The organism is Halomonas sp. IOP_14, assembly GCF_021021315.1.
GTDB classification, from domain to species: Bacteria; Pseudomonadota; Gammaproteobacteria; order Pseudomonadales; family Halomonadaceae; genus Vreelandella; species Vreelandella titanicae.
Genome location: NZ_JAINWD010000001.1, coordinates 1 through 26682, shown reverse-complemented (window position 1 = coordinate 26682; position 26682 = coordinate 1). Strand labels below are relative to the sequence as shown.

General features: G+C 53.1%; 23 protein-coding genes, 1 pseudogene and 1 riboswitch. Of the genes and pseudogenes, 9 read left to right on the top strand and 15 right to left on the bottom strand.

All coding sequences use genetic code 11. The annotated features are described in order from the left end of the window. Positions 1 to 224 precede the first annotated feature (224 nt). Positions 225 to 959: a YebC/PmpR family DNA-binding transcriptional regulator gene (locus tag K7H09_RS00120; protein WP_141440803.1), complete on the top strand. Its 735-nt coding sequence runs from the start codon at positions 225 to 227 to the stop codon at positions 957 to 959. Here K7H09_RS00120 and K7H09_RS00115 read toward each other — a convergent pair. Both K7H09_RS00115 and K7H09_RS00110 read right to left on the bottom strand, forming a co-directional pair. Further along, a complete protein-coding gene (locus K7H09_RS00115; RefSeq protein ID WP_141440802.1) occupies positions 956 to 1807 on the bottom strand; it encodes a mechanosensitive ion channel family protein in 852 nt (283 codons plus the stop codon). The genes K7H09_RS00120 and K7H09_RS00115 overlap by 4 nt on opposite strands. Positions 1808 to 1847: 40 nt before the next feature. Continuing rightward, on the bottom strand, positions 1848 to 2996 hold the full coding sequence (locus tag K7H09_RS00110; protein ID WP_141440801.1) for a hypothetical protein: 1149 nt from the start codon (positions 2994 to 2996) through the stop codon (positions 1848 to 1850). Between the two features lie 172 nt (positions 2997 to 3168). Between K7H09_RS00110 and K7H09_RS00105 the strand changes: the two genes are divergently transcribed. Continuing rightward, positions 3169 to 3435: a hypothetical protein gene (locus K7H09_RS00105; RefSeq protein WP_027959997.1), complete on the top strand. Its 267-nt coding sequence runs from the start codon at positions 3169 to 3171 to the stop codon at positions 3433 to 3435. A gap of 83 nt (positions 3436 to 3518) precedes the next feature. Here K7H09_RS00105 and K7H09_RS00100 read toward each other — a convergent pair whose 3' ends face one another. From K7H09_RS00100 to K7H09_RS00090, 3 genes are all read right to left on the bottom strand, one after another. Beyond that, the gene (locus K7H09_RS00100) at positions 3519 to 4526 is read right to left on the bottom strand and encodes a zinc-dependent alcohol dehydrogenase family protein (RefSeq protein ID WP_009288175.1); all 1008 of its coding nucleotides are present in this window, start codon (positions 4524 to 4526) and stop codon (positions 3519 to 3521) included. Positions 4527 to 4573: 47 nt separating this feature from the next. Beyond that, positions 4574 to 6466 carry an ABC transporter ATP-binding protein gene (locus K7H09_RS00095; protein WP_009288174.1) on the bottom strand — a complete coding sequence of 631 codons (1893 nt, stop codon included), beginning with the start codon at positions 6464 to 6466 and terminating at the stop codon, positions 4574 to 4576. 89 nt (positions 6467 to 6555) lie between these two features. Further along, complete coding sequence (locus tag K7H09_RS00090) at positions 6556 to 7596, bottom strand: AbrB family transcriptional regulator (protein ID WP_141440800.1); 1041 nt, start codon at positions 7594 to 7596, stop codon at positions 6556 to 6558. Between the two features lie 230 nt (positions 7597 to 7826). Further along, a riboswitch (FMN riboswitch) is annotated at positions 7827 to 7995 on the top strand. A 97-nt stretch (positions 7996 to 8092) separates the two neighbouring features. Here K7H09_RS00090 and K7H09_RS00085 point away from each other — a divergent pair. Next, positions 8093 to 8569 carry a 6,7-dimethyl-8-ribityllumazine synthase gene (locus tag K7H09_RS00085; protein WP_039860244.1) on the top strand — a complete coding sequence of 159 codons (477 nt, stop codon included), beginning with the start codon at positions 8093 to 8095 and terminating at the stop codon, positions 8567 to 8569. Between the two features lie 302 nt (positions 8570 to 8871). On the opposite strand, the gene K7H09_RS00080 is transcribed toward K7H09_RS00085, so the two are convergent. Continuing rightward, positions 8872 to 9894, bottom strand: coding sequence for a LacI family DNA-binding transcriptional regulator (locus tag K7H09_RS00080; RefSeq protein ID WP_041158279.1), 1023 nt, complete (start codon positions 9892 to 9894; stop codon positions 8872 to 8874). A gap of 262 nt (positions 9895 to 10156) precedes the next feature. On the opposite strand from K7H09_RS00080, the gene K7H09_RS00075 reads away from it, so the two are divergent. From K7H09_RS00075 to K7H09_RS00060, 4 genes are read left to right on the top strand one after another with little or no spacing between them, the layout of a single operon-like run. Then, the gene (locus K7H09_RS00075; RefSeq protein ID WP_022522478.1) at positions 10157 to 11155 is read left to right on the top strand and encodes a tripartite tricarboxylate transporter substrate binding protein; all 999 of its coding nucleotides are present in this window, start codon (positions 10157 to 10159) and stop codon (positions 11153 to 11155) included. Between the two features lie 30 nt (positions 11156 to 11185). Next, on the top strand, positions 11186 to 11656 hold the full coding sequence (locus tag K7H09_RS00070) for a tripartite tricarboxylate transporter TctB family protein (protein WP_022522477.1): 471 nt from the start codon (positions 11186 to 11188) through the stop codon (positions 11654 to 11656). Between the two features lie 4 nt (positions 11657 to 11660). Next, positions 11661 to 13187 carry a tripartite tricarboxylate transporter permease gene (locus tag K7H09_RS00065; RefSeq protein WP_230803095.1) on the top strand — a complete coding sequence of 509 codons (1527 nt, stop codon included), beginning with the start codon at positions 11661 to 11663 and terminating at the stop codon, positions 13185 to 13187. Further along, the gene (locus tag K7H09_RS00060) at positions 13184 to 13972 is read left to right on the top strand and encodes an HpcH/HpaI aldolase family protein (RefSeq protein WP_141440798.1); all 789 of its coding nucleotides are present in this window, start codon (positions 13184 to 13186) and stop codon (positions 13970 to 13972) included. The genes K7H09_RS00065 and K7H09_RS00060 overlap by 4 nt, the downstream gene beginning before the upstream one ends. A 104-nt stretch (positions 13973 to 14076) precedes the next feature. Here the strand turns inward: K7H09_RS00060 and K7H09_RS00055 are convergent, their stop codons facing one another. The 9 genes from K7H09_RS00055 to K7H09_RS00015 form a co-directional block, all read right to left on the bottom strand. Then, positions 14077 to 14982 (bottom strand): ribokinase, encoded by a 906-nt coding sequence (locus K7H09_RS00055; RefSeq protein ID WP_167522521.1) that lies wholly within the window; start codon positions 14980 to 14982, stop codon positions 14077 to 14079. Positions 14983 to 15087: 105 nt separating this feature from the next. Continuing rightward, positions 15088 to 16041: a D-ribose ABC transporter substrate-binding protein gene (locus tag K7H09_RS00050; RefSeq protein WP_009288677.1), complete on the bottom strand. Its 954-nt coding sequence runs from the start codon at positions 16039 to 16041 to the stop codon at positions 15088 to 15090. Between the two features lie 78 nt (positions 16042 to 16119). Beyond that, positions 16120 to 17217 (bottom strand): ABC transporter permease, encoded by a 1098-nt coding sequence (locus K7H09_RS00045; RefSeq protein WP_201764718.1) that lies wholly within the window; start codon positions 17215 to 17217, stop codon positions 16120 to 16122. A gap of 25 nt (positions 17218 to 17242) precedes the next feature. Continuing rightward, positions 17243 to 18790 (bottom strand): sugar ABC transporter ATP-binding protein, encoded by a 1548-nt coding sequence (locus K7H09_RS00040; RefSeq protein ID WP_039860922.1) that lies wholly within the window; start codon positions 18788 to 18790, stop codon positions 17243 to 17245. A 9-nt stretch (positions 18791 to 18799) separates the two neighbouring features. Further along, positions 18800 to 19444, bottom strand: a complete 645-nt coding sequence (locus K7H09_RS00035) for a DUF2291 family protein (protein WP_022522471.1) — start codon at positions 19442 to 19444, stop codon at positions 18800 to 18802. A gap of 58 nt (positions 19445 to 19502) precedes the next feature. Beyond that, positions 19503 to 20609 (bottom strand): MDR/zinc-dependent alcohol dehydrogenase-like family protein, encoded by a 1107-nt coding sequence (locus tag K7H09_RS00030; protein WP_027959986.1) that lies wholly within the window; start codon positions 20607 to 20609, stop codon positions 19503 to 19505. 434 nt (positions 20610 to 21043) lie between these two features. Beyond that, complete coding sequence (locus K7H09_RS00025; RefSeq protein WP_022522469.1) at positions 21044 to 22012, bottom strand: sugar-binding transcriptional regulator; 969 nt, start codon at positions 22010 to 22012, stop codon at positions 21044 to 21046. A gap of 38 nt (positions 22013 to 22050) precedes the next feature. Continuing rightward, positions 22051 to 23781 carry a dihydroxyacetone kinase family protein gene (locus tag K7H09_RS00020; RefSeq protein ID WP_141440796.1) on the bottom strand — a complete coding sequence of 577 codons (1731 nt, stop codon included), beginning with the start codon at positions 23779 to 23781 and terminating at the stop codon, positions 22051 to 22053. 93 nt (positions 23782 to 23874) lie between these two features. Continuing rightward, on the bottom strand, positions 23875 to 24348 hold the full coding sequence (locus tag K7H09_RS00015) for an RpiB/LacA/LacB family sugar-phosphate isomerase (RefSeq protein WP_022522467.1): 474 nt from the start codon (positions 24346 to 24348) through the stop codon (positions 23875 to 23877). 356 nt (positions 24349 to 24704) lie between these two features. Between K7H09_RS00015 and tal the strand changes: the two genes are divergently transcribed. Then, positions 24705 to 25652, top strand: coding sequence for a transaldolase (tal, locus tag K7H09_RS00010; protein WP_141440795.1), 948 nt, complete (start codon positions 24705 to 24707; stop codon positions 25650 to 25652). Between the two features lie 39 nt (positions 25653 to 25691). Then, positions 25692 to 26682 (top strand): annotated as a pseudogene (locus tag K7H09_RS00005) (transketolase); the annotation flags it as partial.

The following is a 26682-nucleotide window of genomic DNA, read 5'->3' as shown; positions in this document are numbered from 1 at the left end:
TGAGGGGTCAAAATCAAAATATGAGCAATGATGGCCAGTATACGCCAAGCCAATCAACACTTCGGTAAGCGTCTTAAATAACGCTGTTAGCATGGTACGCTGTTGGGTAAAATTTACTCTTTTTTGCTCTATGCGATTTATTCGCTCTTTTGAAAACATCCGCCCCGCCGCTCATTGCGCGGGGCATATAGCAAACATAGGTCTAGAAAACATAGGACGGCAACATGGGTAGGGCTTTTCAGAACCGTAAGGAATCCATGGCCAAAACGGCCGATGCAAAGACCAAGGTCTACAGCAAATATGGACGCGAGATTTACGTTTGCGCTAAAGCGGGCGGCACCGACCCTAATGGCAATCTGGCGCTGCGCGGCTTAATGGAGCGTGCCAAAAAAGATCAGGTGCCCTCTCACGTTATTGATAAAGCGCTCGACAAAGCCAGCGGTGCCGGTGGTGAGGATTTCTCGCCTGCACGCTATGAAGGCTTCGGCCCTGGCAATGTGATGGTGATTGTCGACTGCCTTACCGACAACCCCAACCGCACCTTTGGCGATGTGCGCGGCTGCTTCACCAAAACCAAGAGTAAAATCGGCACTCCCGGTAGCGTCAGCCATATGTTTGACCACTGCGCTATCTTCTCCTTCGCCGGAAACGATGAAGAAGCCGTGCTTGAAGCGCTGATGGAAGCCGATGTGGATGTCACCGACATTGAGCAAGAAGGCGAACGCATCACTGTTTTCGCCCCGCACACCGACTATGCCAAAGCCAAGCAGGCACTGCTGGATGCGTTCGGTGAGATTGACTTTGAGGCTGACGAGATCCAGTTTCTGCCGCAAACCACTACCCCGGTTGAAGGTGACGACGTGGCAATGTTCGAAAAGTTTCTGGGCATGCTCAACGAGCTGGATGATGTACAAAACGTCTATCACAGCGGTGAATTAACCGAAGAGAGTGATAGCTAATCACCACCTCTTGAGTAAGCTGACCCCACCGCGTTGCGGGTATCCAAGGCCGCATCCGGTGGCAACATTGCTGACTGCACGCCCGCGGCACTCAGCACTTTCTTACCGCGCAAGGTGAGATCGGTAATAAACAGAAACTGCTGACGGGGATCCACCGGATAGGCGCGTATGCGGTAGTGGGTGCCCCAGGGTTTCTCCTCAGCCACCACAATGATCGGCTGGTCGAATTTCAGGTAGGCACTGGTCAGCGCTACATCACGCAGCGCTTTCCGTACCCAACCAGCCTCGTGCTCAGGGTGAAGATAAAAGCTCGCCACGCACTGCAGGCTGGTACCGCCGTTGTTGGCATTATAGACGGCGTGATCCCACAGCTTTAAATGCGGTACATAGACCAAATCATCGTCAGGGGTTTGGATATCTACGGTGCGTAAGCCAACGTGTTTGACCTCGCCGTAGGTATCTTCAATTTGAACCCAGTCGCCTGGCCGATAAGGCAGCTCTATCGCTGAAACAACGCCTGCTATCAAGCTGCTCACGTAATCTTTCATGGCAAAGCCAATGGCTAAGCCCAGTGCACCCAACAGGGTCACCATATTGCGCAGCGACGGCTCAATAATAATCGGTACGATGATGGCGAGTGCAGTAATCAATATCAGTAAGCGCGTCATCGGCACCAGAGCAAAAATACGAAAGCGAACTTGACCATGCATTCGGTTGCCGATCCAGTTCAGCCCCCGTTGGCTGAAAATAATCAGCACAATGGTTGATAGCAGCACTACGCCCAACGTAATCAGCGCTTGGCTATCGATATCGTTAAAAAGCCGCGCATACTTCTGTTGCTCTTCCATGGGTTGCCCTCCGCGGGCCTGTCGCTGATACCGGTGCTACTTACAGAGGATCGACCAGATAATTACGCGACTCTAGTAACTGGCGAACGCTCGCGTAGCTTAACGGTGCGATCTGCCAACGTCCTTCGCAGCTTGAAACAATGCCTTTGCGCTGCAGGGCTAAACGGGCATTGAGTGCTTCATGGTGAGAGAACGGCAGCACTTCCCCCAAAGAGTCGTCATCCAGACCGCCATGAACCAATAACGCATGCATCACCAGCGTGGCGATATCGCCGGTATCAACGGCAAGCTCCGCCTCTGCTAGGGCATCGACCAGCCAGAGGGCCTCTTCATTGTCTGCTTTTGGCTCACGTAACCGCTCGCGCCAGTAGTGCCATGCAAGACCTATATGACCGCGGCAGTGAGCCGCTAAGCGCTGCAGTTCTTTATTAGGCGCTTTACTCTTTTGCTCAGATGCTGAGTCGAACAATACCTGCTTACCGGTTCGCGTGCTGTAAACAGGCGGCGGCTGCCCCGAATGGGCCGCAATTTGTGCAAAATAGCGTGCCAGTTGCTCGCCCTCCATGGATTGAAGGGTAAACACCGGTGCCCCATCGATACCGATCACCCGATGAAGGAAAGCGTAAGTCCAGCTGTCGCAACCAATCACACCTTTACCCAAACGGCCACTTAAAGCACGCTCAAGAAACTCTCGAACGCCCTGAATACCCTGAGTGTGGCGTAAAAAATAACGTTCCAGAGCGGGAATGGCCCATTCTCGTTGATTGACACACTGCTCTATCCACTGAGTGCTACCCTCGGCTATTTCGCTAAGCGTGGGCGGCGCTAAGCAGGCAACATGATGCTTTTCAGCCCAATGAGTTACCACCGAAGCATGACCACTGTAGGGCGTGGTAATAAAGAACGTTACAGGCGCATCCTGGCCTTCTAGCTGTTGCCCCAACGCTCTCGCCGCGGGAGCCCAATCAATAGACGGCACTAAATGTGCTAGCCTAACCCCGGGTAGCGCACGTAGCTCGCTTTCGTCTTTTACCTGCTGCTCAGCATCGTTTTTGCCCCCCAGCCACGACGAGATCGAACGGAACGAACGTCGCCATTGGCTTGCCTGGGTCTGCTCAGGGGTACGAAACTGATCGAGCTCGACGACCGCCCACAGCGGCGTGTCGGCTGATGATGAATGCTCCCCCATGACCTTGTCCCTATGGTTAGCAATAAGCGTTCACTTTAGCACGGTGCGCGCAGCTTCTAACCTCATAGACGAACTTATGGTCTAAAATAAAGTCTTTATAGACAGTCGTTAGCGCACATAACGGATTATTATTTTATTGCGAGAGCAATGGCAAAAGCTAAAGGAGAAAGCAATGAGTGTTGTCCACGTTAGCGAAACAGAACTCCACGCCAAGCTCGAGAAGTGTATTGCCGGTGAGCGGCTACTGATTGAGCATGAGGGCAATCGCTTTAGCGCCAGAATCCAGCACGTTGGGCTAATGGGCGTAAAGGTGATACCTGAAACCGAGATTAAGAACAGCCATCGCACACCGGGTGACGTTGAAGGCGTGATGGTGCCCTACGATGAGATATTGGAGCTTGAAGTAAAAGGCGTGGTCTACAGCCGCTTGCCAGATTAGTCTGCACTTGCACGCCCGGCAAGTGCGCAAGGCGTGCAAACTGTTTGTCTATGACTCACTTCCTCGAAAGTAAGCCAACTGTTTTAAAACGTCAGGCAGATCTTGCCGAAGTGCTGGCCAGATTCCTGGTGGCGGAAAGCGTCGGCGATCTCGGCAAGCGGGAATTCGCGGTCAATGATCGGGTGCATATCGAATGTTTCCAGCGCACGAATCATCTCGATCTGGTGGCGACGACTGCCCACAATCAAGCCTTTCAAACTCGCCTGCTTGGCCATTAATTTAGCCGTCGGTATTTCACCCTCACGCCCAGTGAGGATACCAATCAAAGCGATATGCCCACCGATTTTGATCGCATCAAAGGATTGCGGCAGCGTACCTGGCCCGCCCACTTCGACGATATGATCAACGCCTTCGCCGTTGGTCAGCTCTTTCACGCGCTTACCCCAATCAGGCGTCTCTTTATAGTTGATGGTGTGCTCGGCGCCCATCTCACGCAGCCGCGCCAGCTTTTCGTTAGATGATGAGGTAGCAATTACCCGCGCGCCCATTAATCGGGCAAACTGCAGGGCAAAAATGGATACCCCGCCCGTGCCCATCACCAGCACGCTATCCCCCGCTTTAATGCCACCATCGACGACCAGCGCCCGCCAAGCGGTCAAGCCAGCGGTGGTTAAGGTAGCGGATTCCGCATGGCTATAGCCCTTGGGCTGATGGGTAAACCACTCAGCCGGGCGTACAACCTGCTCACGAGCGTAGCCATCCACGCCGTCACCTGGCGTGGTGCGAAAATCACCGACACGCGCCGGGCCTTCCAACCAGTGGGGAAAGAAGGTCGATACCACGTGGTCGCCCACCGCGAACTCGCTGACACCATCGCCCACGGCTTCGACAACGCCTGCGCCGTCTGACATGGGAATACGCCCATCGTCGGTGGGAATCATCCCAGCGACCACGGCGTAGTCGTGAAAATTCAGAGAGCTGGCGTGTAGACGTACTCGGATTTCACCAGGGCCCGGCTCCCCAGGCGCTTCCATGTCGACAACGTCCAGCTTGTCCAAACCGCCGGGCTGATTCAGCTTGATCGCTTTCATCGTTACCTCAGTATGTACAGTTCGAATATGTACATTGATGTATGTATCTACTGTTGGTTGGGGCCGTTGCCGTCGATATCAAGGCCCAGGAAGCCACCTGACTGGCGCTGCCAAAGGCTGGCATAAATACCGTTGCGTGCAAGCAGTTCCTGGTGCGTGCCACTTTCCACCATGCGCCCTTCATCCACCACAATTAACCGATCGAGCATGGCAATGGTCGACAGCCGATGCGCGATGGCAATCACCGTTTTGCCTTCCATCAGCGTATCCAGCTGCTCTTGAATGGCGGCCTCCACTTCCGAGTCCAGCGCCGAGGTGGCCTCGTCCAGAACCAGAATAGGGGCATTTTTGAGCAGCACCCGGGCGATCGCGATCCGCTGGCGCTGCCCACCGGAAAGCTTCACTCCGCGCTCGCCCACATGGGCATCCAGGCCGCGACGCCCTTTCGGGTCGACCAGATCATTGATAAAGGTATCTGCATGGGCGCGGCACACCGCGTTCCAAACATCTTCGTCACTGGCGTGGGGACTGCCGTAACGGATGTTGTCACGCAGCGAGCGGTGCAGCAGCGAGGTGTCTTGGGTGACCATGCCAATCTGGTGGCGCAAAGAGGTTTGAGTCACCTCGGCAATGTTTTGCCCATCGATCAATATCTGCCCACCTTGCAAGTCATAAAAACGCAGCAGCAGATTGGCCAGGGTGGATTTACCCGCCCCGGAACGGCCGATCAGGCCGATTTTCTCGCCGGGCTTGATGGTCAGGCTGAGTCCATCAAAGACGTTTTTACTCTCCCCTTTCGCCTGGGCGTATTGAAAGCGCAGCGCATCAAACACAATTTCGCCATGGGGAACCTGAAGCGCTTTAGCATTGGGCGCATCGTTGATCGTGGGCTTCTGAGCGATGGTGTTCATGCCATCTTGAACCGTGCCGATATTTTCAAACAACCCGGCGACTTCCCACAATATCCAGTCAGACATAAAGCGGATACGCATAACCAGCGCGATGGCAATCGCCAAAACGCCCAGGGAAATCGCCTCCGTGTACCAGGCGCTGATCGCCATGGCCGCAGTACCCACCAACAGCGCCGTGTTGAGCAGCGTCAAACCCACGCTCATGATCGTCACCAGCCGCATCTGGCGGTGAACGGTGACCATAAAGCCTTCCATAGCATCTTTGGCATAGCGCTGCTCGCGCTCGGTGTCGGCAAACAGCTTGATGGTTTGGATATTGCTGTAGCTGTCCACCACGCGCCCGGTCATTTGGGCACGGGCGTCTGCCTGCGCCATGGAGACATCGCGCAGGCGCGGTACGAAGTAGCGCATGATCGACAGGTAGCCCACCAGCCACAGTCCCAGTGGGATCAGCAGCAAAAGATCCGCCCGGCCCAGCAGGTAGGCCGCACCAGTGAAATAGACGATGGCGTAGACCAATAGATCCATCACCTTGGTGACGGTCTCGCGGATCGCCAGCGCCGTTTGCATCACCTTTTGCGACACCCGCCCGGCAAATTCGTCCTGATAAAATGCCAGGCTCTGGCTAAGCATATGGCGGTGGGATAGCCAGCGGCCGATCATCGGGTAGTTACCGAAAATACTCTGATGGGTGACCAATGACTGCATCAGCACCAACAGCGGCAAACCGATCAGCAGCAATAGCCCCAGGCCAGCAAGCCACAGGCCGTTTTCAGCCCAAAAGCCTGCACGTTCAACGTTGCCCAGCCAATCGACCAGTTGCCCCATGTAGCTAAAGAAAACCACTTCAGCCGCCGAGACCAGCGCCGTGAACAGCGTCATTAGCAGCAACAGCGGCAGCATCGGACGGGAAAAGTGCACAATAAACGGCATTAAGCCCTTAGGCGGCGTTTTAACCTCGCCTTCCGGATAAGGGTTTACCCGCGTTTCGAAGTAACGAAATAGCGGCTGTAAAACACGCGATAGCATGAGGCTTCCTTACGTGACTGGCGTTGGTGTGTCTGAGGTTGATGTGACAGACGTTAACTTATTTATGTAACAGTTTGATTGTTTAAGATTTAAGAAGGAGCGTGGCGCAGCAGCCAACGCGCCCAAAAAGGCGCAATGATCATCAGCGTGACCATGCGCAGCAGGTGATGAAAGGCAACAAACACCGGGTCGATATTGAGCGCGACGGCCAAAATAGCCATTTCGCCAATACCCCCCGGCGCCAGCGCCAGCAGCGCCACATCGCGCCCTACCCCTAGCAGTTGATGAATCAGCTCGGCAAATAGTGCAAGTACCAGCAACGCTAACAGCGTCGCCACACCAGACTGCCATAAATAGCGGCCAAAAAGCTTTCGCGTCATGCCCTTAAAGCGCGAACCAATGGCACTGCCCAGCACCCACAGCATCAGGTTCATCCCCCACTCTGGGAGAGCGAAACTGGCAATATCAACACCGGATAATAGAGCAGCGGCTAGCAGTGGTGCCAGCAGTGCAGGGCTGGGAATTCGCAGCCAGCGTCCTAGCGGCAACAGCAGCGGGATCATCAGAAGCATCCAGCCGTGTTCAAAACTGCTATGAACAGGGCCGATGCCCTCGCCTCCGCCCTCATAGGCCCAAAATAGCGGCGGCAAAAAAAGAATCACTAAAATGATGCGCAGCGACTGCGCGACTGCAATACGCTGGGGGTCGCCACCGCACTTTTCGCCCAACAGAATCATCGCCGTCATCGCGCCGGGCGAGGCACCAAACCAGGCACTGACGGGGTCGAAACCACAGCGCCGGTACCAGGCAGCGGCTACGGCAGTGGAGACGGCTACTCCCAGCAGCAAGAGAGCAGCAGAAACCGGCCAATCCAGTACGCGATGAGCCAGCTGCGGCGTCACCTGGCTACCCAACACCAACCCCATGACGGCTAGAAATACGTTACGCAGTGGCTCAGGCACTTCGACCTTCACGCCTTGTGAAGAGACCACTAGGTTGGCAATAAGAGGGCCAAGCATCCATGCAAGGGGCAAACCGGACAGTTGAAACAGCGTACCGCCAACGGCGCCAACGGTTAGTGATATTGCCAGCGCTTTTGCGCTCCCTGCATTCAACACGACGCCCTTCACATCGACTCCCTAAATCTTAAAATCTGTCCCTATTGACGCAATAATTAACCTGCTAATGACATCCAGTAGTCTAGCACTTAACCAGTGGTTTGGGCTTCAATGATGGCGAAGAGGTATGCTTTTGGTTGCTAAGCTCACCTTTCAAGACGTCATCCATCATCTTAATTTTTTGGTCATGCTATCTGTATCTGTCGGCCAGCCAGCGTATAATGTCTTCCGCCAGTAATGGCGAACTTTCTCAGGGCGGGGTGTAAGTCCCCACCGGTGGTGATGCCATATCTTTATTGATGCGGATAAGCCCACGAGCGCTCAACCAGAGGTGTCACCTAACGGTTGAGGACAGCAGATTCGGTGAGATCCCGAAGCCGACGGTAATAGTCCGGATAAAAGAGAAGGTTTCCTAGTGATATTACCCGTAGCGTTCCAACGCATGCGGGTGCTGTGCTATTGGATGCCTCATGCCCTGGTTCTGGTAACCAATCCCCTTAGGATGACCATGAATCAGACCCAACTTTCTTCATTCCCTCGCGTTGCCTTTATCGAAGCGTCTTGGCATCACGATATTGTTGCCCAAGCCAGAGAAGCATTTATTGCTCAACTTGCCAGTGAGCATGGCTTTTCCGCTGATCAAATAGAAATATTCCAAGTTGCGGGGGCTTATGAAGTGCCTCTTCAAGCTAAGTTGCTAGCCAAAACAGGTCGTTACAGCGCCATTGTGGGTGCGGGCTTTGTTATTGATGGAGGCATCTATCGCCACGACTTCGTTGCTCAGGCAGTGGTTGAAGGCATGATGCAGGTGCAACTGGACACAGAAATTCCCATACTTTCTGTCGTGCTGACGCCGCATCATTTCCATGAACACAGCACACATCATGATTTTTTCTATGACCATTTCCGTGCCAAAGGCAAGGAAGCGGCTGAAGCGTTGGTAATGACTTTGGAAAACCATCGACGGATTCAAGGGCTAAAATAAGTCACTGCTAAAATTGTGGAGATGCTTAGGTAGCGGGCAATCTGAATGTTAGCTCGCTACCTGAGTCAATTCATAGACGTTTGACGCTTAAATAGCCGTTTAGGCTCTTTGCTGCAAAGTAACTCAAGCCTTTTCAACTCATGAGGCTGACCCAAAGTGACGCCCTAACGCTGATAACGTGGGCAATCATGGGTATAGGTAGGTTGGGTAGCGCAGGATCGGATCGATAGGCGTCTATGTAAGGACGTTCGGTTACCATCACCGCTATGTTCGCCGTAGCAGAGGTCAGGTGAGTGCGAAGCTCATGCTGCCGGCCCGGTACTCGCCCGCACCACCAGCTCGGGCGGTATTACCTTCAGAACCGGCGGAAATTGCTCCCCCGCCATACGAGAAAGCAGCAACTCACTGGCACACTGGCCAATTAGGTCAGTGCGTACCCGCACACTGGTCAATGCTGGTGCCGAGTAGGCGGCCGCAGCCATATCATCGAAACCGGTGACAGAAATATCCACACCTGGGCGCACCCCATGCCGGTAGCACGCCGCCAGCACACCAAAGGCAATAATGTCCGAAAAACACATAATTGCGGTCGGTGGTTCCGGCATCGCAAGCAGCCGCTTTAGCATGGCGTCACCGAATTCAAGTGTCGTTGGCCCGTGGTGAACCGAATCACTGGTGACAGGCAAACCGGCAGCATCCATCTGCTGTCGGAAGGAGCATTCTCGATCACGGGCAGTGGACGTATCACCGCCACCACCCAACCAAGCAAAGCGCCGATGCCCTGCTTCATATAAGTGTTCGAATAAAAGACGGATGCCTAGCACATCGTCGTTGATGACTCGATCGAAACTTGTATCAGCGACATCCCGGGAAATTAGCACCAGCGGAAAATCCTGTAGATGCCTTACCTGCGGCCCATCAAGATCTTCTCGGGTGGTACCGGCGACAGGCACCAAAATCAGCCCCGCGGCACCATGCTCGGCCATCTGACGAATGAAGCGCGCCTGGACCAATGGTGTTTCATGGGCATGGCAGAACAGCATCATGCGATCCGCCTCGCGAAAGCGCGCTTCCATGTGCCCAAGGAATTCGGTGAAAAACGGGTTGCTCAGATCATTAAGGCATACTGCTACAGTGCCGCTATCGCCTCTCCGCAACCCCGCCGCATGCCGGTTATAGACGTAACCCAGCTCCTTCGCAGCCTGTTGTATACGCTCCCGTGTCGCTTGGGAAATTCGCAGATCATTACGCAGGGCTAATGATACTGCGGAAACGGTAACGCCTACCTGATCGGCGATCGTTTTAAGTGTCGGACGACTTGCCATATAAAAATCTCAACTCCCATGATTTATAGGCGACGGAACGCGATCTAGTGCGCCAGCCTCTTTTTGGAATTATGAGTAACATACTCTCATAGCGAATTTTTTAGTGATATCGCAAGCCTCATAAGCACGTAATTCCAATTTCATAACGACCAAAGTTGTATTTATTCAATCGATTGAACTGTGTAAAAAATGACAACGAAGGCATCCCAACAACTATCAAAAACGCCGCCAAGATCCCTCGCCACTGCCAGGAGCACGCAGCATGATGAGCACAAATTCGACAACAATAATGACTATCTCACTGGCCCTATGGGCCTCGTTGGCAGCTACTTCCGCCTCAGCCGATAACCCTGAAACCTGTCACTGGCAGCCCGAACGAGCCGTTACCTTCATCGTTCCCTGGGGTACCGGTGGCGGCACCGACGCCAATGCACGTCGGTTGGCCAGCCTGCTCGAAGAAGAAATGGGCGTGCCCTTCAACGTCGTCAACCGTACCGGTGGAAACGGCGTTGTAGGCCACACCTCACTCGCGCGAGGCAAACCTGACGGCTATACCATTGGTGCCGCCACTGTCGAGATCGACACCATGCACTGGCTCGGCCTAACACCGCTGACCTACCAGGACATCACGCCCATCGCATTGATTAACCGCAGCTCGCCTGGGGTAGTGGTACAAAATAATTCACCCTACGAAACGCTTGAGGATCTACTCGACGAGGCACGCCAGAACCCCGGAGAATTGACCGCTTCGGGAACTGCCCAGGGCGGCATCTGGCATCTCGCCCTAGCCGGTATGCTCAAGGCCGAAGGACTGGCTCCCGACGCCATTCGCTGGATCCCCAGCCAAGGTGCTGGGCCTGCACTCAAGGAACTGATGGCAGGGGGCATTGATGTTGCGACACCTTCACTCGCTGAGGCCCGCAACCTGATCGAACAGGGGGAACTAAAGGCACTGGGCTACATGAGCGATACTCCGATGGAACAGATGCCTGAAGTCCCTTTGACAGCTGACACACTGGAGAGTGGATGGACACTGAGTGCCTTTGTGACGGTCAGCGGCCCTGACGGTCTACCGGACGAGATCGCCTGCACCTACGAGCAAGCAATCGAGACAGCTATCAACAGTGAAGCCTGGGCCGAGTTCAAGCGCAGCAGTGGCACTCAGGTAGTGTTCGAAAATCGTCACGAGACCGCTCAACTCCTCGCTGAGGCTGATCGTCAATTGGGCGAAGTGGTCGAAGCGATCGGCCTCGCCAAATAAGCGAGGCCGATTGATAAGCAGGAGGTGTTCATGTGCAATGATCGCTTGTCGGGGAGCCTACTGGTTCTCTTCGGCGCACTGGTGCTCTGGCGCGCCTCAACCTTCCCGTCCCTGGCCGGGCTGGAGTACGGCCCCGGCCTGTTTCCCTCTATCGCGGCGATTGGCCTGATAGTTTGCGGAGCGCTAATCGGCTTTGGGTCGCGGGGGCGGCGGAAGGCGCCGAGCACTTCGACGATGCCACCTCGGCAAACAGGATGGAGGATGGCAGCACGCCCCATGGCCCTGCTGATCGTGATACTCGGCTATGGCCTATTGCTCGATCTCCTGGGCTTTCATATTGCTTCCTTCATGGCAGTCTCCGCCACAGCTCTGATCTTCGGGATGCGTGCTGGGGGCGCAGTGCTGCTAGCACTCCCCCTGGTGATCGGCGTGCATCTGCTGTTCTATTCACTGCTGCGCGTCCCGCTCCCCTGGGGCCTGCTGACGCCAATGGCATGGTGACGCTATGAGCGCCTCGACCCTCACCTCCCTATTCAGTCCAGCCTCCCTAGCGGTCATCGCCGCCTGTACGCTCTATGGCACTTTCATCGGCGCCATGCCGGGCCTAACCGCTACCATGGCGGTGGCCCTTCTGGTGCCCTTTACCTACTTCATGGATCCGTTGATCGCCATCAGCGCCATTGTCGCCACAACTACCACAGCGATTTTCGCTGGCGACGTACCCGGCACCTTGATGCGTATCCCCGGCACGCCCGCCTCCGCGGCCTACGTCGAGGACGCTTACCGCCTGTCACGCGCAGGACGCTCCCGCTCGACGCTGATGGTGTCATTGTTCGCCGCCTGCATTGGAGGCCTGGTGGGTGTCGCCCTTCTAGCGCTCATTGCCCCTCAGTTGGCCCGTGTCGCAGTGCAGTTTTCCAGCTTCGAAACCTTCTGGCTGGCCTGCCTAGGACTGAGTTGCGCGGTACTAACTAGTAACGGTAGCGTCGCCAAGAGCTTTTCCAGCCTCTTCCTCGGCCTATTTATCGCCACTATCGGCATCGATGTCGCCGTCGGCCATCCACGCTTCACCTTCGGCAATTACGAACTGTTCGATGGCATTAGCTTTATTCCCGCCATCATCGGCCTGTTTGCGCTCAGCGAGATTCTGCGCAGTGCACAGATAGGACATCGCGACCAACCTGCCAATGCAGTACAAGAGTCATTTTCCAAAGCGCTGCATGAGGCAGCGCTCGTACTGCGCCGCTTCAAGCGCAACATCGCCCGCTCCAGCGTACTTGGCACCCTGATCGGCGCGCTGCCCGGCGCCGGGGCAGATATCGCCGCTTGGATCTGTTATGCGATTTCACGGCGCTTCTCGCGCCATCCCGAACGCTACGGTACGGGGTACATTGAGGGCGTAACCGATGGAGGCTCCGCCAACAATGCCGCTATCGGTGGCGCCTGGACGCCAGCATTGGTGTTCGGTATCCCCGGCGATAGCGTCACGGCTATTGCCATCGGCATCCTGCTACTCAACGGGATGTCACCTGGGCCGCAGATATTTACCGAGTCACCAGAACTGGTACATACCCTTTACGGCGCCTTCGCACTAAGCAATCTCGCGATGATCCCTGCTGGCCTGTTGGTGATCATGGCTTCCAGTCAGGTGGTACGTATCCCGCGTCGGGTCCTCATGCCCTGTGTACTACTGTTCTCGTTGGTGGGAGCTTACGCCATTACCAACTCGGTCATTGCCATCTGGACAGTATTGGCGCTGGGTGTCCTGGGTTACGCCATGGAGGCCAATGGCTTTCCTCTGGCGCCCGCCATACTGGGTATCGTTCTCGGCACAATCGTCGAGGAAAACTTCATGACATCGATGATGAAGGCCCAAGGCGACTTGCTGGCCTTCTTCGATCGCCCCTGGGCGGCGGCGCTAGGCACACTCACCCTGCTGCTCTGGGCGTTGCTGCTGATCCGCGGTATCTATGAGAGTGTTCAGCGTCGTCGCCACCCTAGCCCCTCTTCGGAAACGGAAACCTATCCATGAACCATCGCAACCGTACCAAACTTGCCCTTAAGCAGGGCCGAGCCATTAGCGCCCTGTGGTTGGAAAGCGCCAGCCCCGAACTAGCCGAAATTGCCGTTTGGGCAGGTTGGAAAACTATTCTGATCGACAACGAGCACGGTGTCTCCAGCCTCGAGCATACCGCGCATCTAGTTCGCGCCATCGAAGCAGCAGGTGGTGAAGCGGTTTTACGCATTCCCGCCAACGACCCCACCTACCTGAAGAAGATCCTGGATATGGGGGTACGCTCGATCATGGTGCCGATGGTCAATAGCGCTGCACAGGCTCAAGCTATCGTCGATGCCTGCCGCTACCCTCCTCATGGACAGCGTGGCTATGCGGCTCCTATCGTACGTGCCTCAGGCTACGGCGCTTTCAGTGATTACGCCAGTCAAGCCAACGATGACCTGCTGTTGATCACCCAGATCGAGCATACTGAAGGGGCAGATAACGTCGAGGCGATCGCCGAGGTCGATGGCATAGACATGCTGTTCATCGGCCCCAACGACCTGGCGGGCTCAATGGGTTTGCTCGAACGTCTCGAGGCACCCGAAGTACGCCGTCTGATTGAGGACCTTGAGCGCCGCATCGCCAATAGCGGGTGCTGGATGGGCACCATCACCGGGCCCGGTCGCGATGTCACCACTCTTACCAATAGTGGCTACCGCTTCGTGGCCGGCCCCAACGACATCGCACTGCTCGCCAGCACCCTACGCCACGAGGCGGCACTATGGCGTGAGCAATCCGCTGATTTCGGAGGATCCTGATTCGGATATGGTTCTTAGTGGCCGGGGCGTCACTGCCGCCGGCCTTCTGAAGACGCTAAGATAAAGTGATTAAGATAATGCTGAAAACAAATCGCTGCCGCACTCTATAGCGCTTCTTGTTGACACATCAATCTATCAACCTCTTCCGCCATTGGAATACTACTGGCAGCGCCGCGTTTTTGAACTGCCAGAGCAGCCGCCGCTGTTGCTCTTTGCAAGCACTGTGAAGGCTTTAGGCCAGCTTGCCTAGCAGCAAGGAAGTAACCCACAAAGGTATCGCCTGCGGCCGTTGTATCGATGGCCTTTACCTTTAAAGCCGCTTGAAAAAGAGTCTCACTGCTGCACTGATACCAAGCCCCCTCGCTACCTAGGGTAAGAACCACCTCGACATCGCCAAGCGATTCTTTACAACGCCTTAGCAAATCTGCGGCGCTCGACTCTACCGGCACCTCTAATAAAGCGGCGGCCTCTGTACGGTTAAAAAAAAGCAGTTCACATTGGTCTAGAGGGAGTGATGATACCTTCGAGGTCATTGGTGCTGGGTTAAATATCACCTTGCAGCCGTGGCTCACTGCTAATGGAATAAGCTGATCAAGCCCGTTACATTCGTTCTGAATAAGTATTGTGTCGCCAGGAGCGGTTTGCGCAATAAGAGCCGTCATTTTCTCCTGCGTAAAACCATGATTGGCGCCAGAGAACAAAAGAATAGCGTTTTCACCCAGTGCGTCAATTTGAATAATGGCATGCCCACTTGGCTCTGAGGTCAATTCGACATCTTTCACACCAACACCCGCAGACTCAAGCTCATTGGTCACCCAGGCATCTATCGATGAAACTCGCCCCCAGTGACTCACCCTTCCTTCGGCACGCGCTATTGCCAGTGACTGATTGACGCCTTTTCCACCTAACCCAATATTATAATCACCGCTTTCCAAGGTTTCGCCAGGGCGGACAAAATAGGGTACACGGTAAGTATAATCGATATTGATGGAACCAAAATTAAAGATCATTGACACCCCCTCTTATTCAAAAAGCCAGCCAGCTTTAAAGCTGACTGGCCTCTAGGCAAGTTCCTCTAACACCTACTCTTCTAACGCTTACTCTTCTAAAACCTATTATTCCAACACAAAGGGAGAGGTATAGCTATCTACATTATCTTGAGTAATAAGGAAACAGTCATAAAGCTGTTTTTCACTATCCAACCCTGTTTCTCCGGTATTAATGTAATGATCAGCAATTTTTACTGCATGTTCTGCAAATACGGCCACCGGCTGTAGAACGGTATAGGCCAGTTCACCCGAGCGAACCGCATCAACAGCATCTGGTGAACCGTCAAAACCACCTACTATTACATCGTCTAGCCGCCCCTCCTGCTTTAGAGCCACAATGGCGCCTAAAGCCATTTCGTCGTTACCACTAATGACGCCTCGAATATCAGGATGAGAACGGAGCATACTCTGCATTTTATTGCGCCCTTCCGTCCGATCCCAGTTAGCGATGTCAGACGCAGCAAGGCTAAGATCGGGGTATTGGCTAAGCACCGTCTCATAGCCATTGGATCTTGTCGCAGCATTATTATCAGAAGGGGGTCCCTTTAACTCTATATAGGATCCCTCGCCATCTAGTTGCATTGCCCACTGTTGCGCTCCTAACGCGGCTCCTTGCGCATTATTGGAAACCAGTTGCGCTTTGGCCAATCCCTGCTGGTTAATCTCAGCGTTAATAATAAATACCGGAATTCCCGCCTCGATTGCTCTTCGCACAGCGCCAATGGAACCGTCCGCATTAGCAGGGTCGAGAATGATTGCTTTAGCCCCATTGGTAATTGCCGTATCGACCTGATTGCTTTCAGTGTTGGTGTCACCCACATGGGAACTTACATTTGCATCATAGCCCAATTCTTCTGCTGTACGCTCAGCAATTGTTCCTTCCGTTTGCCAATAGGGGTTTGACATATCATTGACAATAATTGAGATCAGTCCCTTGTCCTGAGCAACTATAGAGCTACTAAAGAGCATCGAGACACTGGCGAGAGCTGTAAAAAGCACTTTTTTACTTTTTGGAAGCATGATTATTACCTCATAGTTATGATTGTTGGTCTTTGAATCGGTAGACCTGAGCAGGCCACACTTCTAAGCAATGCTACGTTAAGTAGCACTTGCTCTAGAACCTTCACGCTTACTTTCTGTCGTTTTCTCGGCTTGTTGAGAGGACTTGTGTTTAGCACTGTATTGGACATTATTTAACATGACAGCAAAGACAATCACGCTACCCGTGAAGACCATTTGCCAATAAGCAGACACACCGATGATGACCAGACCGTCGGCGAGAAAGCCAATTACAAATGCGCCCAATAAAGTATTTCGAACCGTGCCACGTCCCCCCATCAGTGAGGCGCCACCGATAACAACAGCAGCAATCGCTGTCAGCTCATAGGTAGTACCTGCCGTAGGCCCAGCAGAGGTCAACTGTGAGGCAAGCACAATCCCAGCCAGGGCTGCGCACACGCCGGAAATAATGTAGACGGAGAGCTTAACGCGATTGACGGGCACCCCTGATAGCTCTGCAGCACGCGCATTGCCACCGGTAGAGTAAATCCACCGGCCAAACGGCGTACGACTGAGCGCCAACATGCAAATAACCGCAGCACAAAAGAGAATCAAAACACCTACAGGTATACCGAATAGTTTATTAAACCCAAGCCATTCAAACCCAGTATTACCTAATGTAGGGTCACCACTTAAACTATTGAACGTTAACCCATCGGTTAGCAGCAGTGCGGCTCCACGCGCGACATACAACATGCCCAGTGTGGCCACGAAAGCAGGCACTTTGAAGTAGGCAACTAATACGCCATTGATAGCCCCCACGAGGCCGCCCAGTAAGCAGGTAAGGACCACGACGACCCACACTGAAGGAAAGAAAGCCAAATTAAACGCTTCAATCTCCACCCCTTCTAACAACATACCCGCGAACACTCCGCAAAGTGCCAACGTAGAGCCAACCGATAAATCGATACCGCCAGTCAGAATGACAAACAGCATGCCAATGCCTAGCAAGCCAAAAACAGCCACATGCGAAGACATGGTTAAAAAATTACCCGTTGAAAAATAAACAGGCGAGAGTATGGAAAAGACAATAATGATCACGATTAATGCAAAAAAAGCCCTACCTTCCAGCAAAATCTTGACGATATCGATACTGCCTTTTTCAACTTGTAACGCGTTATTGTTGTGATGAGACATAGTCATTACCTATCCGATTGAATAATCATGCAGCAACTGATTCGCCCGAAGCAGCCATAATTTCATCTTTCGTTACACCCGGTTTGAATTCAGCGGAGATCCGTCCTTTGCTCATCACCAGCACTCTGTGTGGAATACTCAAGCACTCGCTCACTTCAGATGTTGTAAAGACAACCGCTAACCCCCGCCGAGCCCCTTGGCTCAATAACTTGAACACTTCGGCCTTGGCACCCACGTCGATACCACGGCTTGGCTCATCAAGTATGATGACGTCTGGATGGGTAGCCAACATCTTACCGATCACCACTTTTTGCTGGTTACCGCCAGACAATGAACCAATGGAAGCCTCCCCGCCGTCTGTTTTAATGTGCACCTTATCGATAGCTGAATTAATCATTTCTGCCTCCAAGCTGGAAGAAGTAAGCCCCTTGCGAGTAAACGCATGGATACTGGCTAGCGACAGATTTCTACCGACTGACAGGGTGGGTACTAACCCATCACGCTGGCGATCCTCAGGCACTAACACCAACCCTCTCTCGATTCGCTGTGCAATGTTGTAATGGGATACGTCAGTTGAGTTGAGCAAGATATCTCCCTTGGACTGCCGGGTTCGCCCTGCCACACACTCCAATAACTCAGTTCTGCCAGCGCCCATTAGCCCATAAATGCAGACAATCTCGCCTGCGCGCACATCAAGAGAAAGATCCTCAACAACATAGCGACCTGCCACTTTATCGTCGCTTATGTAAAGGTTCTGGATAGAGAGCGCGGTGGAGCCCTGCTCATACCCTGTGGGCGGTGAGCCAAGATCGAAACTCTCTCCTACCATATGCCTGACGATCCACTGCAGGTCGATATCACTACGTGGAGCGTAAGCAGTCATGACCCCATCGCGGAGAACAACGGCATGATCGGTAATCTGTAGCGCCTCTTCCAAATGGTGAGAAATATAAACAATCGAGACACCCTTGTTTTTGAGATCCTGGACGACTTTAAATAACGTCTCGACTTCCGTGGCACTCAATGCGGAAGTCGGTTCATCCATAATCAAAATGCGAGAGTTCTTGGACAGCGCTCTCGCGATTTCAACGATTTGTTGCTGCCCAACCCGTAGATCTTCGACCAGGGTAAGAGGGTGGATCGGCTCATCCAGCTCCTCCATTAACAATTCAGCCTGACGCGCCTCCTCTTTATAGTCGACGCTGCCTCTTCCTTTAGTCAGCTCACGCCCCATAAAAATGTTGTCGCGCACATTCAGGTTAGGGGCCAAGCTTAACTCCTGATGAATAATGGTAATCCCCAGCGCTTCAGCATCCGACGGCGACGAAAAGCTGACGCTCTCTCCTTCCAATACAATCTCCCCAGCCGTCTGAGCAATGACACCAGACAAAATTTTCATCAGCGTAGATTTACCAGCTCCATTTTCGCCAAACAGCGTTGTCACCTGTCCTCGATATATATCGAAGTTCACTTCTTTGAGGGCTTGCACGGCACCGAAACGCTTTTCGATATTGCGTGCAGAAAGAATCACCTCGGGTGGAGCCACTTCCACTGTTGATCTATCGATATTCATAGCCGCCCCTCACTCAATGGTCACTATACTCACAGGAGTAATTAGCCAGTTTTTGGGATTTATCATGGTAAAGGAGCCGACTACTTCTAACGTTTTTCCGGTTAACTCTTGCCCGGAAATATCCGCAAGCACTTGACGCTTCATTTCATCATTGAGCGCTGCGCCGACATCTTGGTACTCAATCTGATTGGTAAAGTCGCCAAATTGAATATTGCCGGTTGTATCTCTCAGCGTAGTGCCATTAATGGCTGGGCCTGTTTGCACACGAATGACGATATCTGAAGGCACATCGGCAACCTCTAGGGTGTAAACGCCCCCCCGGCTTTCTACAGCAACTCCGGATAAAGAGACCGGCACAATATGGCCAATGCCGGCAGCGACGCCGTATTTCTCACCTGCCGCTCCGGCATCCTGGAGAACCTCTGGCGCCAATACCGATGCATTTACAGCGTTATTCTCGACATACGCTTGGATCTCTGGAAATGTTTCCTGAGCAAATTGCTGTGGTGAAAACCCCACCGCGCTCTCAAGTTCAGTAAGACTAATGACTTTAGTATCGAGCGCCATGAGTGCAAACAGCACTAACGCAAAAGCAGCTGCCACATAGACCTTTATACGCTTATCACCGGGCACCGAATTTAATGTCGCCGACATAATCACTCCGGTTATCATTGTAGTTATAAAAAAGTTATAAATAAGAAACTTCCACTACCTACTTCCCGTCAGGTATAAGCACAACCTTTAATGCGTTAGGGTCATTGCGCATTAGATCTAGCCCTTGATGGAATTCGGCTAACGGCAGCTTATGGGTCACCACATGATCCGTTGGGAAATCACCATTACCAATGCCTTCAATGACAGGTGGGTAACAATAAGGGCCTAGATGCGCACCCAGCACATCCAGCTCTTTACGATCGCTAATAATGCTCCAATCAACAGTCACTGGCTCTTTGAATACACTAAATTCGACAAAGCGACCCAATTTACGGATCATATAAAGACCTTGCTCTACCGACTGTACCGCACCGCTCGCCTCAATATAGATATCGCAACCATAGCCTTCCGTTATGCCTTTAACGTAGTCAATAACATCAACTTCAGCGGGATTCAGGACAATGTCAGCACCAAACTGTTTAGCAAGTTCTAAGCGCTTGTTATTGAGATCCAGTACGACCAGCTTGGAAGGCCCGGACTTTTTGATCGCACCGATCATTCCTAGCCCTAAGGTGCCTGCCCCGGAGAGGACAACCACATCTCCCAGTTCAATCTGCGCACGCTTAACGGCATGTAACGAACAAGCATAGGGTTCAATAAGAACCGCTTTCTCCATCGGAATCTCATCTGGCAACTTGTGATTAATGGCTTCTTTAGGAAAGACCATATATTCAGCCATACCGCCATTTACGTTGTGCTGAAATCCATACACATCGTGCTTTTCGCACATCCAGTACTGCCCACGGTTACAGAAACGGCACTCCCAGCAAGGCACGATTTGCTCGGAAATAACGCGATCACCGACCTCAAGGTTTTTAACGCCCTCTCCTAAAGCCATCACATGACCAATAAACTCATGGCCTGGAATCATCGGTGCTTTGATATAAGCGGGCTGGGTTTCGTCTCCCCAAAAGCTGGGGGCGCCTTCATAGGCTTTGAGATCGCCTGCGCAGATTCCGCACGCTTCAACCTTTATCAGGACTTCACCCTCTCCTACCTTCGGCACGCCCACCTCTTCAAGACGATAATCACCAGGCGCGTAGGCTACGACGGCTTGCATGGTCAGAGGCAGTTCGGTGTGATTGTTGTTATCGGCGTTATGCATTACTCACTCCTAATATATCTTGTATTGCTTGGCTAGCGACGCACGCTTTACAAAAGATCTTGTTGTGTACATATGAATTAACTGCTTTAAGCATAGCTGAGTCAATCCATAATGGAGCTTTCTAATCTTATACTTTAGACCAATATCATAATTGATTGTTTTTTATACTTAAATTTTAAAAATGGAAACTATTTATTATTACGGCCATGCGAAAGCATCACTTAAAGCCATGCTATATGTTCCAGCATCGTACAAATGTACAAACACCCGCCAAATATCACTGACATCGGAGCGAGGGACAAGGGGGAAACCAAGCATGCCAAAGAGTGCCCACATGCCCAAGAAAAGCCAATAAATGCAACAGAGAAAGTTGGGCCGACCTAAGCGTAAGATGCCGAGAAACCTTAGGTTTTGAATACAAATCAAGCGCGCACTTACCCGGTAGTCGCTTCATCGAGACGCAGAATGGTGTGCGCGTTAGTGACACTAGTCGCCAAGGTATCGATAACCCCGGTACGCAGCGCCCCCAGTATCCCAACCGCTTTAGTATTTTCACTGGCGATAGCAATAACGTCTGGAATACGCGTGAGATCCTGTATATTAAGTCCCACCACACGCCCCTGCATCTGCGTTGCGGAAGGCTTCCCATGGATATCGATAAAGTCATAGCCCATCATATCGCCCACAGTTCCAGAGAGCCGTGCTTCAGCAATCTCCTGGGCGGAAAACCACCCCATCCGCACCATATTACTGTCTTCACTTACGTCACCCACGCCAATCAAAGCGGTATCCGCACGGCGAGCCCGGTCTAGCGTCTGGCGCACGGTAGAGTTTTCATACAATGCATCCCTAAGTTCACCGCTCTGTACCAGCGCAGGGGCATAAAGCGTCTCACTATCACCGCCAAACCTACTCGCCAAACGTCGACAAATATGATCGGGATTCATATGCTCGCCTGCGCGCAGCGAGCCACCAATTGCGCACACAAATGAAACCTTCAACGACTCCGCCAGGAAAACGTTATCCGCCACGGCGGCCACGTTACGACCCATGCCAACGGCTACGATCTGGCCATCGGTCAAACTACGCGACAGATGGTCTGCCACTAGACTAGCGACTGACGAGCGCTGCACATCTGGGTCGGCATTATCCAGAGCAATCAACGCTCGCTTCAGGCCAAAGCGCCGTTTGAGCTCCTGCTCAATCTCAACACTAACGGCGGGATGCAGGCGCACTCGGACATCGACAATTCCTTCTGCCTGGGCACGCTTGAGCAGCCGCCCTATTCTCACACGCGAATGCCCGAGCCTATTTGCGATCGCTTCCTGCGTCTCCCCCTGCACATAGTAGAGCGTTGAAATCTCTGTCATTAAGTCTATATCTGCAGCGTCTTGACCATTCATCCTCGGCATCCAGGGGTTATTGAAGGGCATGTATCATGTCAGCTTGCTTGACACTTTTTCAACACAGGAATCAGCGCCTGAATAATCAGCGCCAATGAAACAGAACCGGCATCAGGCGTACCCACGCTTTTTTCAGCCAATGGTCGTGCGCGGCCAACACGGGGAATTAATTGCCTGGTAGCCTCAGCAGCCTCACTCGCTATGCGTGCAGCGGATTCCCAGCAAGCCAAAGCTCCCTGGCCTTTCTCAGCCTCCCACGACAGGGCATCGGCAAAAGGCACTAGCACGTCGACAAGCGTTTTATCGCCCAATTCAGCTTTACCAAATGCCATGACTTGCTGACGGGCATTGACCACGCCAGCAGCAAGACGCTGTCCTGATAACGGCTTCTCATTGCCAAGCGACTCCCCCATCGCTTTTAAGATAACCCGCCAGATAGCACCAGAGGTACCGCCCGCTTCGTCTGACCAGCGCTGCCCAGCCCACTGCAGCACTGTCTCCGCGCCCGCGCCGCCATCAAGAGCCTCTTTGGCCGCTTCAAGCGCAGCCCTGCTGCCCCGCTGCATACCAATACCGTGATCACCATCCCCAGCCACAGCATCAATCTGGCCCAGCATCTCGCAGTTTTCATTGACCGTATTTGCGAGCACTTCGAGCGCCTCAACGACGCCGCACGCTAATTTTCGCGAGGCATCGCTAGCCTCGGGAATCTCATCTTGCGTAACCACCTCTACCTCGGCAGGATCCAGCGCCTGCGCTGGCGTCACGCTGCCTTTTCGATAGCCCGGCGCATCCGCAGCGGCAGTCCACAGCGGCTCCATGTCTTTATCAAGCCAGAACAACGTCAGCGAAACCCCGGCCATATCAAGACTGGTCACCAGCTCGCCCACATCGGGCTCCACAATGCTTAATCCAGCTTCCTGCAGCAACTCGTCAACCTTGCGATAAATAACGAACAGCTCTTCATACTTAATAGTACCCAGGCCATTGAGTATCGGTGCCACCCGAGCTCCTTTGAGTCTGATACCGTCAGGAACTTCTTCCAATAATCGGGCAACGAGGATTTCTGCCAAGCCATCTGCGGAAGGAATATCCGTCTCACTAATACCCGGCTCGCCGTGAATCCCCAGCCCTATGGCCATCCTGCCTTCGGGCACATGAAAGAGCGAATCGGCTGCACCCGGCAACGTGCATCCCTCAAACGCCACTCCAAAAGAGCGCGTGCAGCGATTTGCCTCTTTCGCCACTTGAACTACTTCTTCCAGTGATAATCCCTTTTCTGCTGCAGCGGCGGCGGCCTTGAAAACGGTTAGATCACCTGCGATGCCCCGGCGCTTATCAATCTCCGCCAAGGGTGCACTGGCGACATCATCAGTGACCAGCACGATTTCACAGGGAATACCGTCCGCAATCAAACGCTCGCGCGCCTCACCAAAATGCAGCACGTCCCCCGCATAATTCCCAAAAGAGAGCAGCACACCACCGCCGTTGTTGGCGGCTTTGGCGACGGAATAAACTTGCTGTGCAGAAGGCGAGCAAAACAGATTTCCCATGACCGCCCCATGGGCCAACCCTTGCCCGACCAACCCCGCAAAGGTGGGGTAATGGCCACTACCACCGCCAACCACGACCGCAACACTATCTGGCTGGCTGCGCGTACTGCGTACGACACCTCCCGGCACAGCCATCAGCTTATCGCGATGAGCAGCTACTAAACCTAAACGAGCTTCTTCAGGGAAATCATTTGGATCATTAAATAGGCGTGTCATTATTATATCCTCTGGAGTGAGGCCAAACTGCGTGATCACAGCTTGCATGCTGTTGTTATTAATCAGCGTCGACGAATATGAGCGATACCACGGTTACGGAGTATTCAATCGAGACTCATATTCGTCAATCTTTGCTATTTTTAATTCGGAATTTCCACCCGAAAAGTTGCTGCCCAAAAAGGTTGCCACTATTGATTTAGCCAACTCTGGCCCAATCACTCTGGATCCCAGCGTGACAATCTGTGCATTATTACTGGTGCGCGCCTTTGCTGCTGAGTAAGTATCGTGTGCCTGCGCAGCGCGGATACCGGGCACCTTATTGGCAGAAATAGCCACTCCGATTCCCGTGCCACATACCAGTACTGCACGATCGAAGCGCCCCTCCTTAATCGCCGTAGCCACCTCAAAGGCAACATCGGGGTACAGCACCGGCTGGGCATTAAAAGTGCCAAAATCTTCAACCTCGTAGCCTAACTCTCGGATATAACCAATGAGAATCTCTTTCAAGTCGTAAGCGGCCTCATCACCGCCAATGGCGACTCTGAGAGAAGACGTCGCACTAGACATTCATGCTCTCCCTTTCTAGGAAATAGAAACGCGGACGACTAACAACGATGAAAACCACCACGCAGTTGCCAGCCGTCTACTGACGCTATTCAATCTATCACCAACTGAGCATTTGTAAACACACCGATCATAAGATCTAGTTGTATTTTTTTGGAGGATTCAAGATAAAAACCAAGAAACAACCAATAATATATTGATAATAAAAGAATTATATGAATATAAAGCATTATCTACCAAGCACTATACTTTTGTTCAATGACCTTAAAATCGATTTAAGTGGCACGCTGATTTGACTAAATCGGTCTAAATGGACAATCATTTGAACACAGAATGTTCATTTTTAAGGAGAGTAGGCAATGTCGCTTCTGGATGGATTACGCGAACACTCACTGGTCGTGGCCGACACGGGCGACTTGGATGCCATAAAGCGCTATCAACCGCAGGACGCTACCACTAACCCCTCATTGATTCTCAAGGCCTTCGAACTGCCTCGTTATCAAGAGTTGATCGACAAGGTGCTTGCTGAATCATGTAGTGATGAGAGCGACCTGAGCCGAATAGTTGACCAACTTTCGGTTGCGATTGGCGGGCAAATTGCCAATGTGGTACCTGGACGAATATCGACAGAAGTGTCCGCACACCTCTCTTTTAATACCCAAGCCAGTATTCACAAGGCCTACGAACTGATTGAGCGCTACGAAAAAATGGGCATTAACCGCAGCCGTGTGCTGATCAAGCTCGCGTCTACCTGGGAAGGGATCCGTGCGGCTCAGCAATTAGAGCGTGAAGGCATCAACTGCAACTTAACGCTCTTGTTCAGCGATGCTCAGGCACAGGCCTGCTTTGATGCTGGGGTGTACCTGATATCGCCCTTCGTTGGCCGCGTTAGCGATTGGTATCAAAAGACAACAGGTGAACAGTTCACACCAGAAGAAGACCCTGGCGTGCTATTTGTAAAGGGGATTTGCGAGAGGGCTGCCGCAGGTCATTATGACACTGTCGTCATGGGGGCAAGTTTTCGTACCACCGATCAAGTATTAGCGTTGGCGGGCTGCCATCGCCTGACCATCTCTCCCGCACTGCTAGAACAGCTTGATAGCATGGAAGGAGAGGTGGCCTCAAAAATCCAGCAGAAAACCGTCACTCGTAAAGCATTCACACCGCTATCAGAAGCTGGCTTTCGTTGGCAGCATAACCAAGATGCAATGGCCAACGAGATGCTGGCTGACGGGATCCGACGCTTCGCCAACGACCAGCGAACATTAGAGTCGTTGATTACTCAACGCTTGACTGCTCGTGCCTAACGAGACGCTACGCAATATAACAACCAAGGTACCACTGCTATGAATAGCCGTTTTGAGCTAGCCAATGCCATTCGCGCCCTGTCCATGGATGCCGTTCAGAAGGCCAAATCCGGACACCCGGGCGCCCCCATGGGTATGGCTGATATCGCCGAGGTGCTATGGAATGACTACCTCAAGCACAATCCCGAAGACCCCAAGTGGGCCGATCGTGACCGCTTTGTGCTCTCCAATGGCCACGGCTCCATGCTGCTTTACTCGCTGCTCCACCTCAGCGGCTACGAGCTAAGCCTGGAACAGCTGCAGAATTTCCGCCAGTTGCACTCGCCTACTGCCGGACACCCGGAATTCGGCTACGCGCCGGGCATTGAGACCACCACTGGCCCGCTGGGTCAGGGCTTTGCCAATGCCGTGGGTTTTGCCATCGCGGAAAAAACTCTGGCGGCGCAGTTTAACCGCCCTGGGCACACCATCGTCGATCACCACACCTGGTGTTTCCTGGGTGACGGCTGCTTAATGGAAGGTATCTCCCACGAAGCGGCCTCACTGGCCGGTACCCAGCAGTTGGGTAAACTGATCGCCCTTTATGACGACAACGGCATCTCTATCGATGGCGAAGTGGAAGGTTGGTTCACCGACGATACCGCCAAGCGTTTTGAAGCTTACGGCTGGCACGTGGTGCCCAATGTGGATGGTCATAAGCCTGAAGAGGTGAAAGCCGCTATTGAGCTGGCCAAGAGCCATGACGATAAGCCGAGCCTGATTATCTGCAAAACCATCATTGGCTTTGGTGCGCCCAATAAGCAGGGCAAAGAGGACGCCCACGGCGCGCCCTTAGGCGATGACGAAGTGGCCCTGGCACGCACCGAGCTCGACTGGCCCCATGCGCCCTTCCATATTCCCGAGCCGATCTACTCCGCCTGGGATGCCCGTGAAGCGGGCAAAGCGGCTCAGCAGGCGTGGGACGCGCGTTTCGCCCGCTACGCGGAAGCCTTCCCCACGGAAGCGCGGGAGTTCACCCGCCGGATGAAAC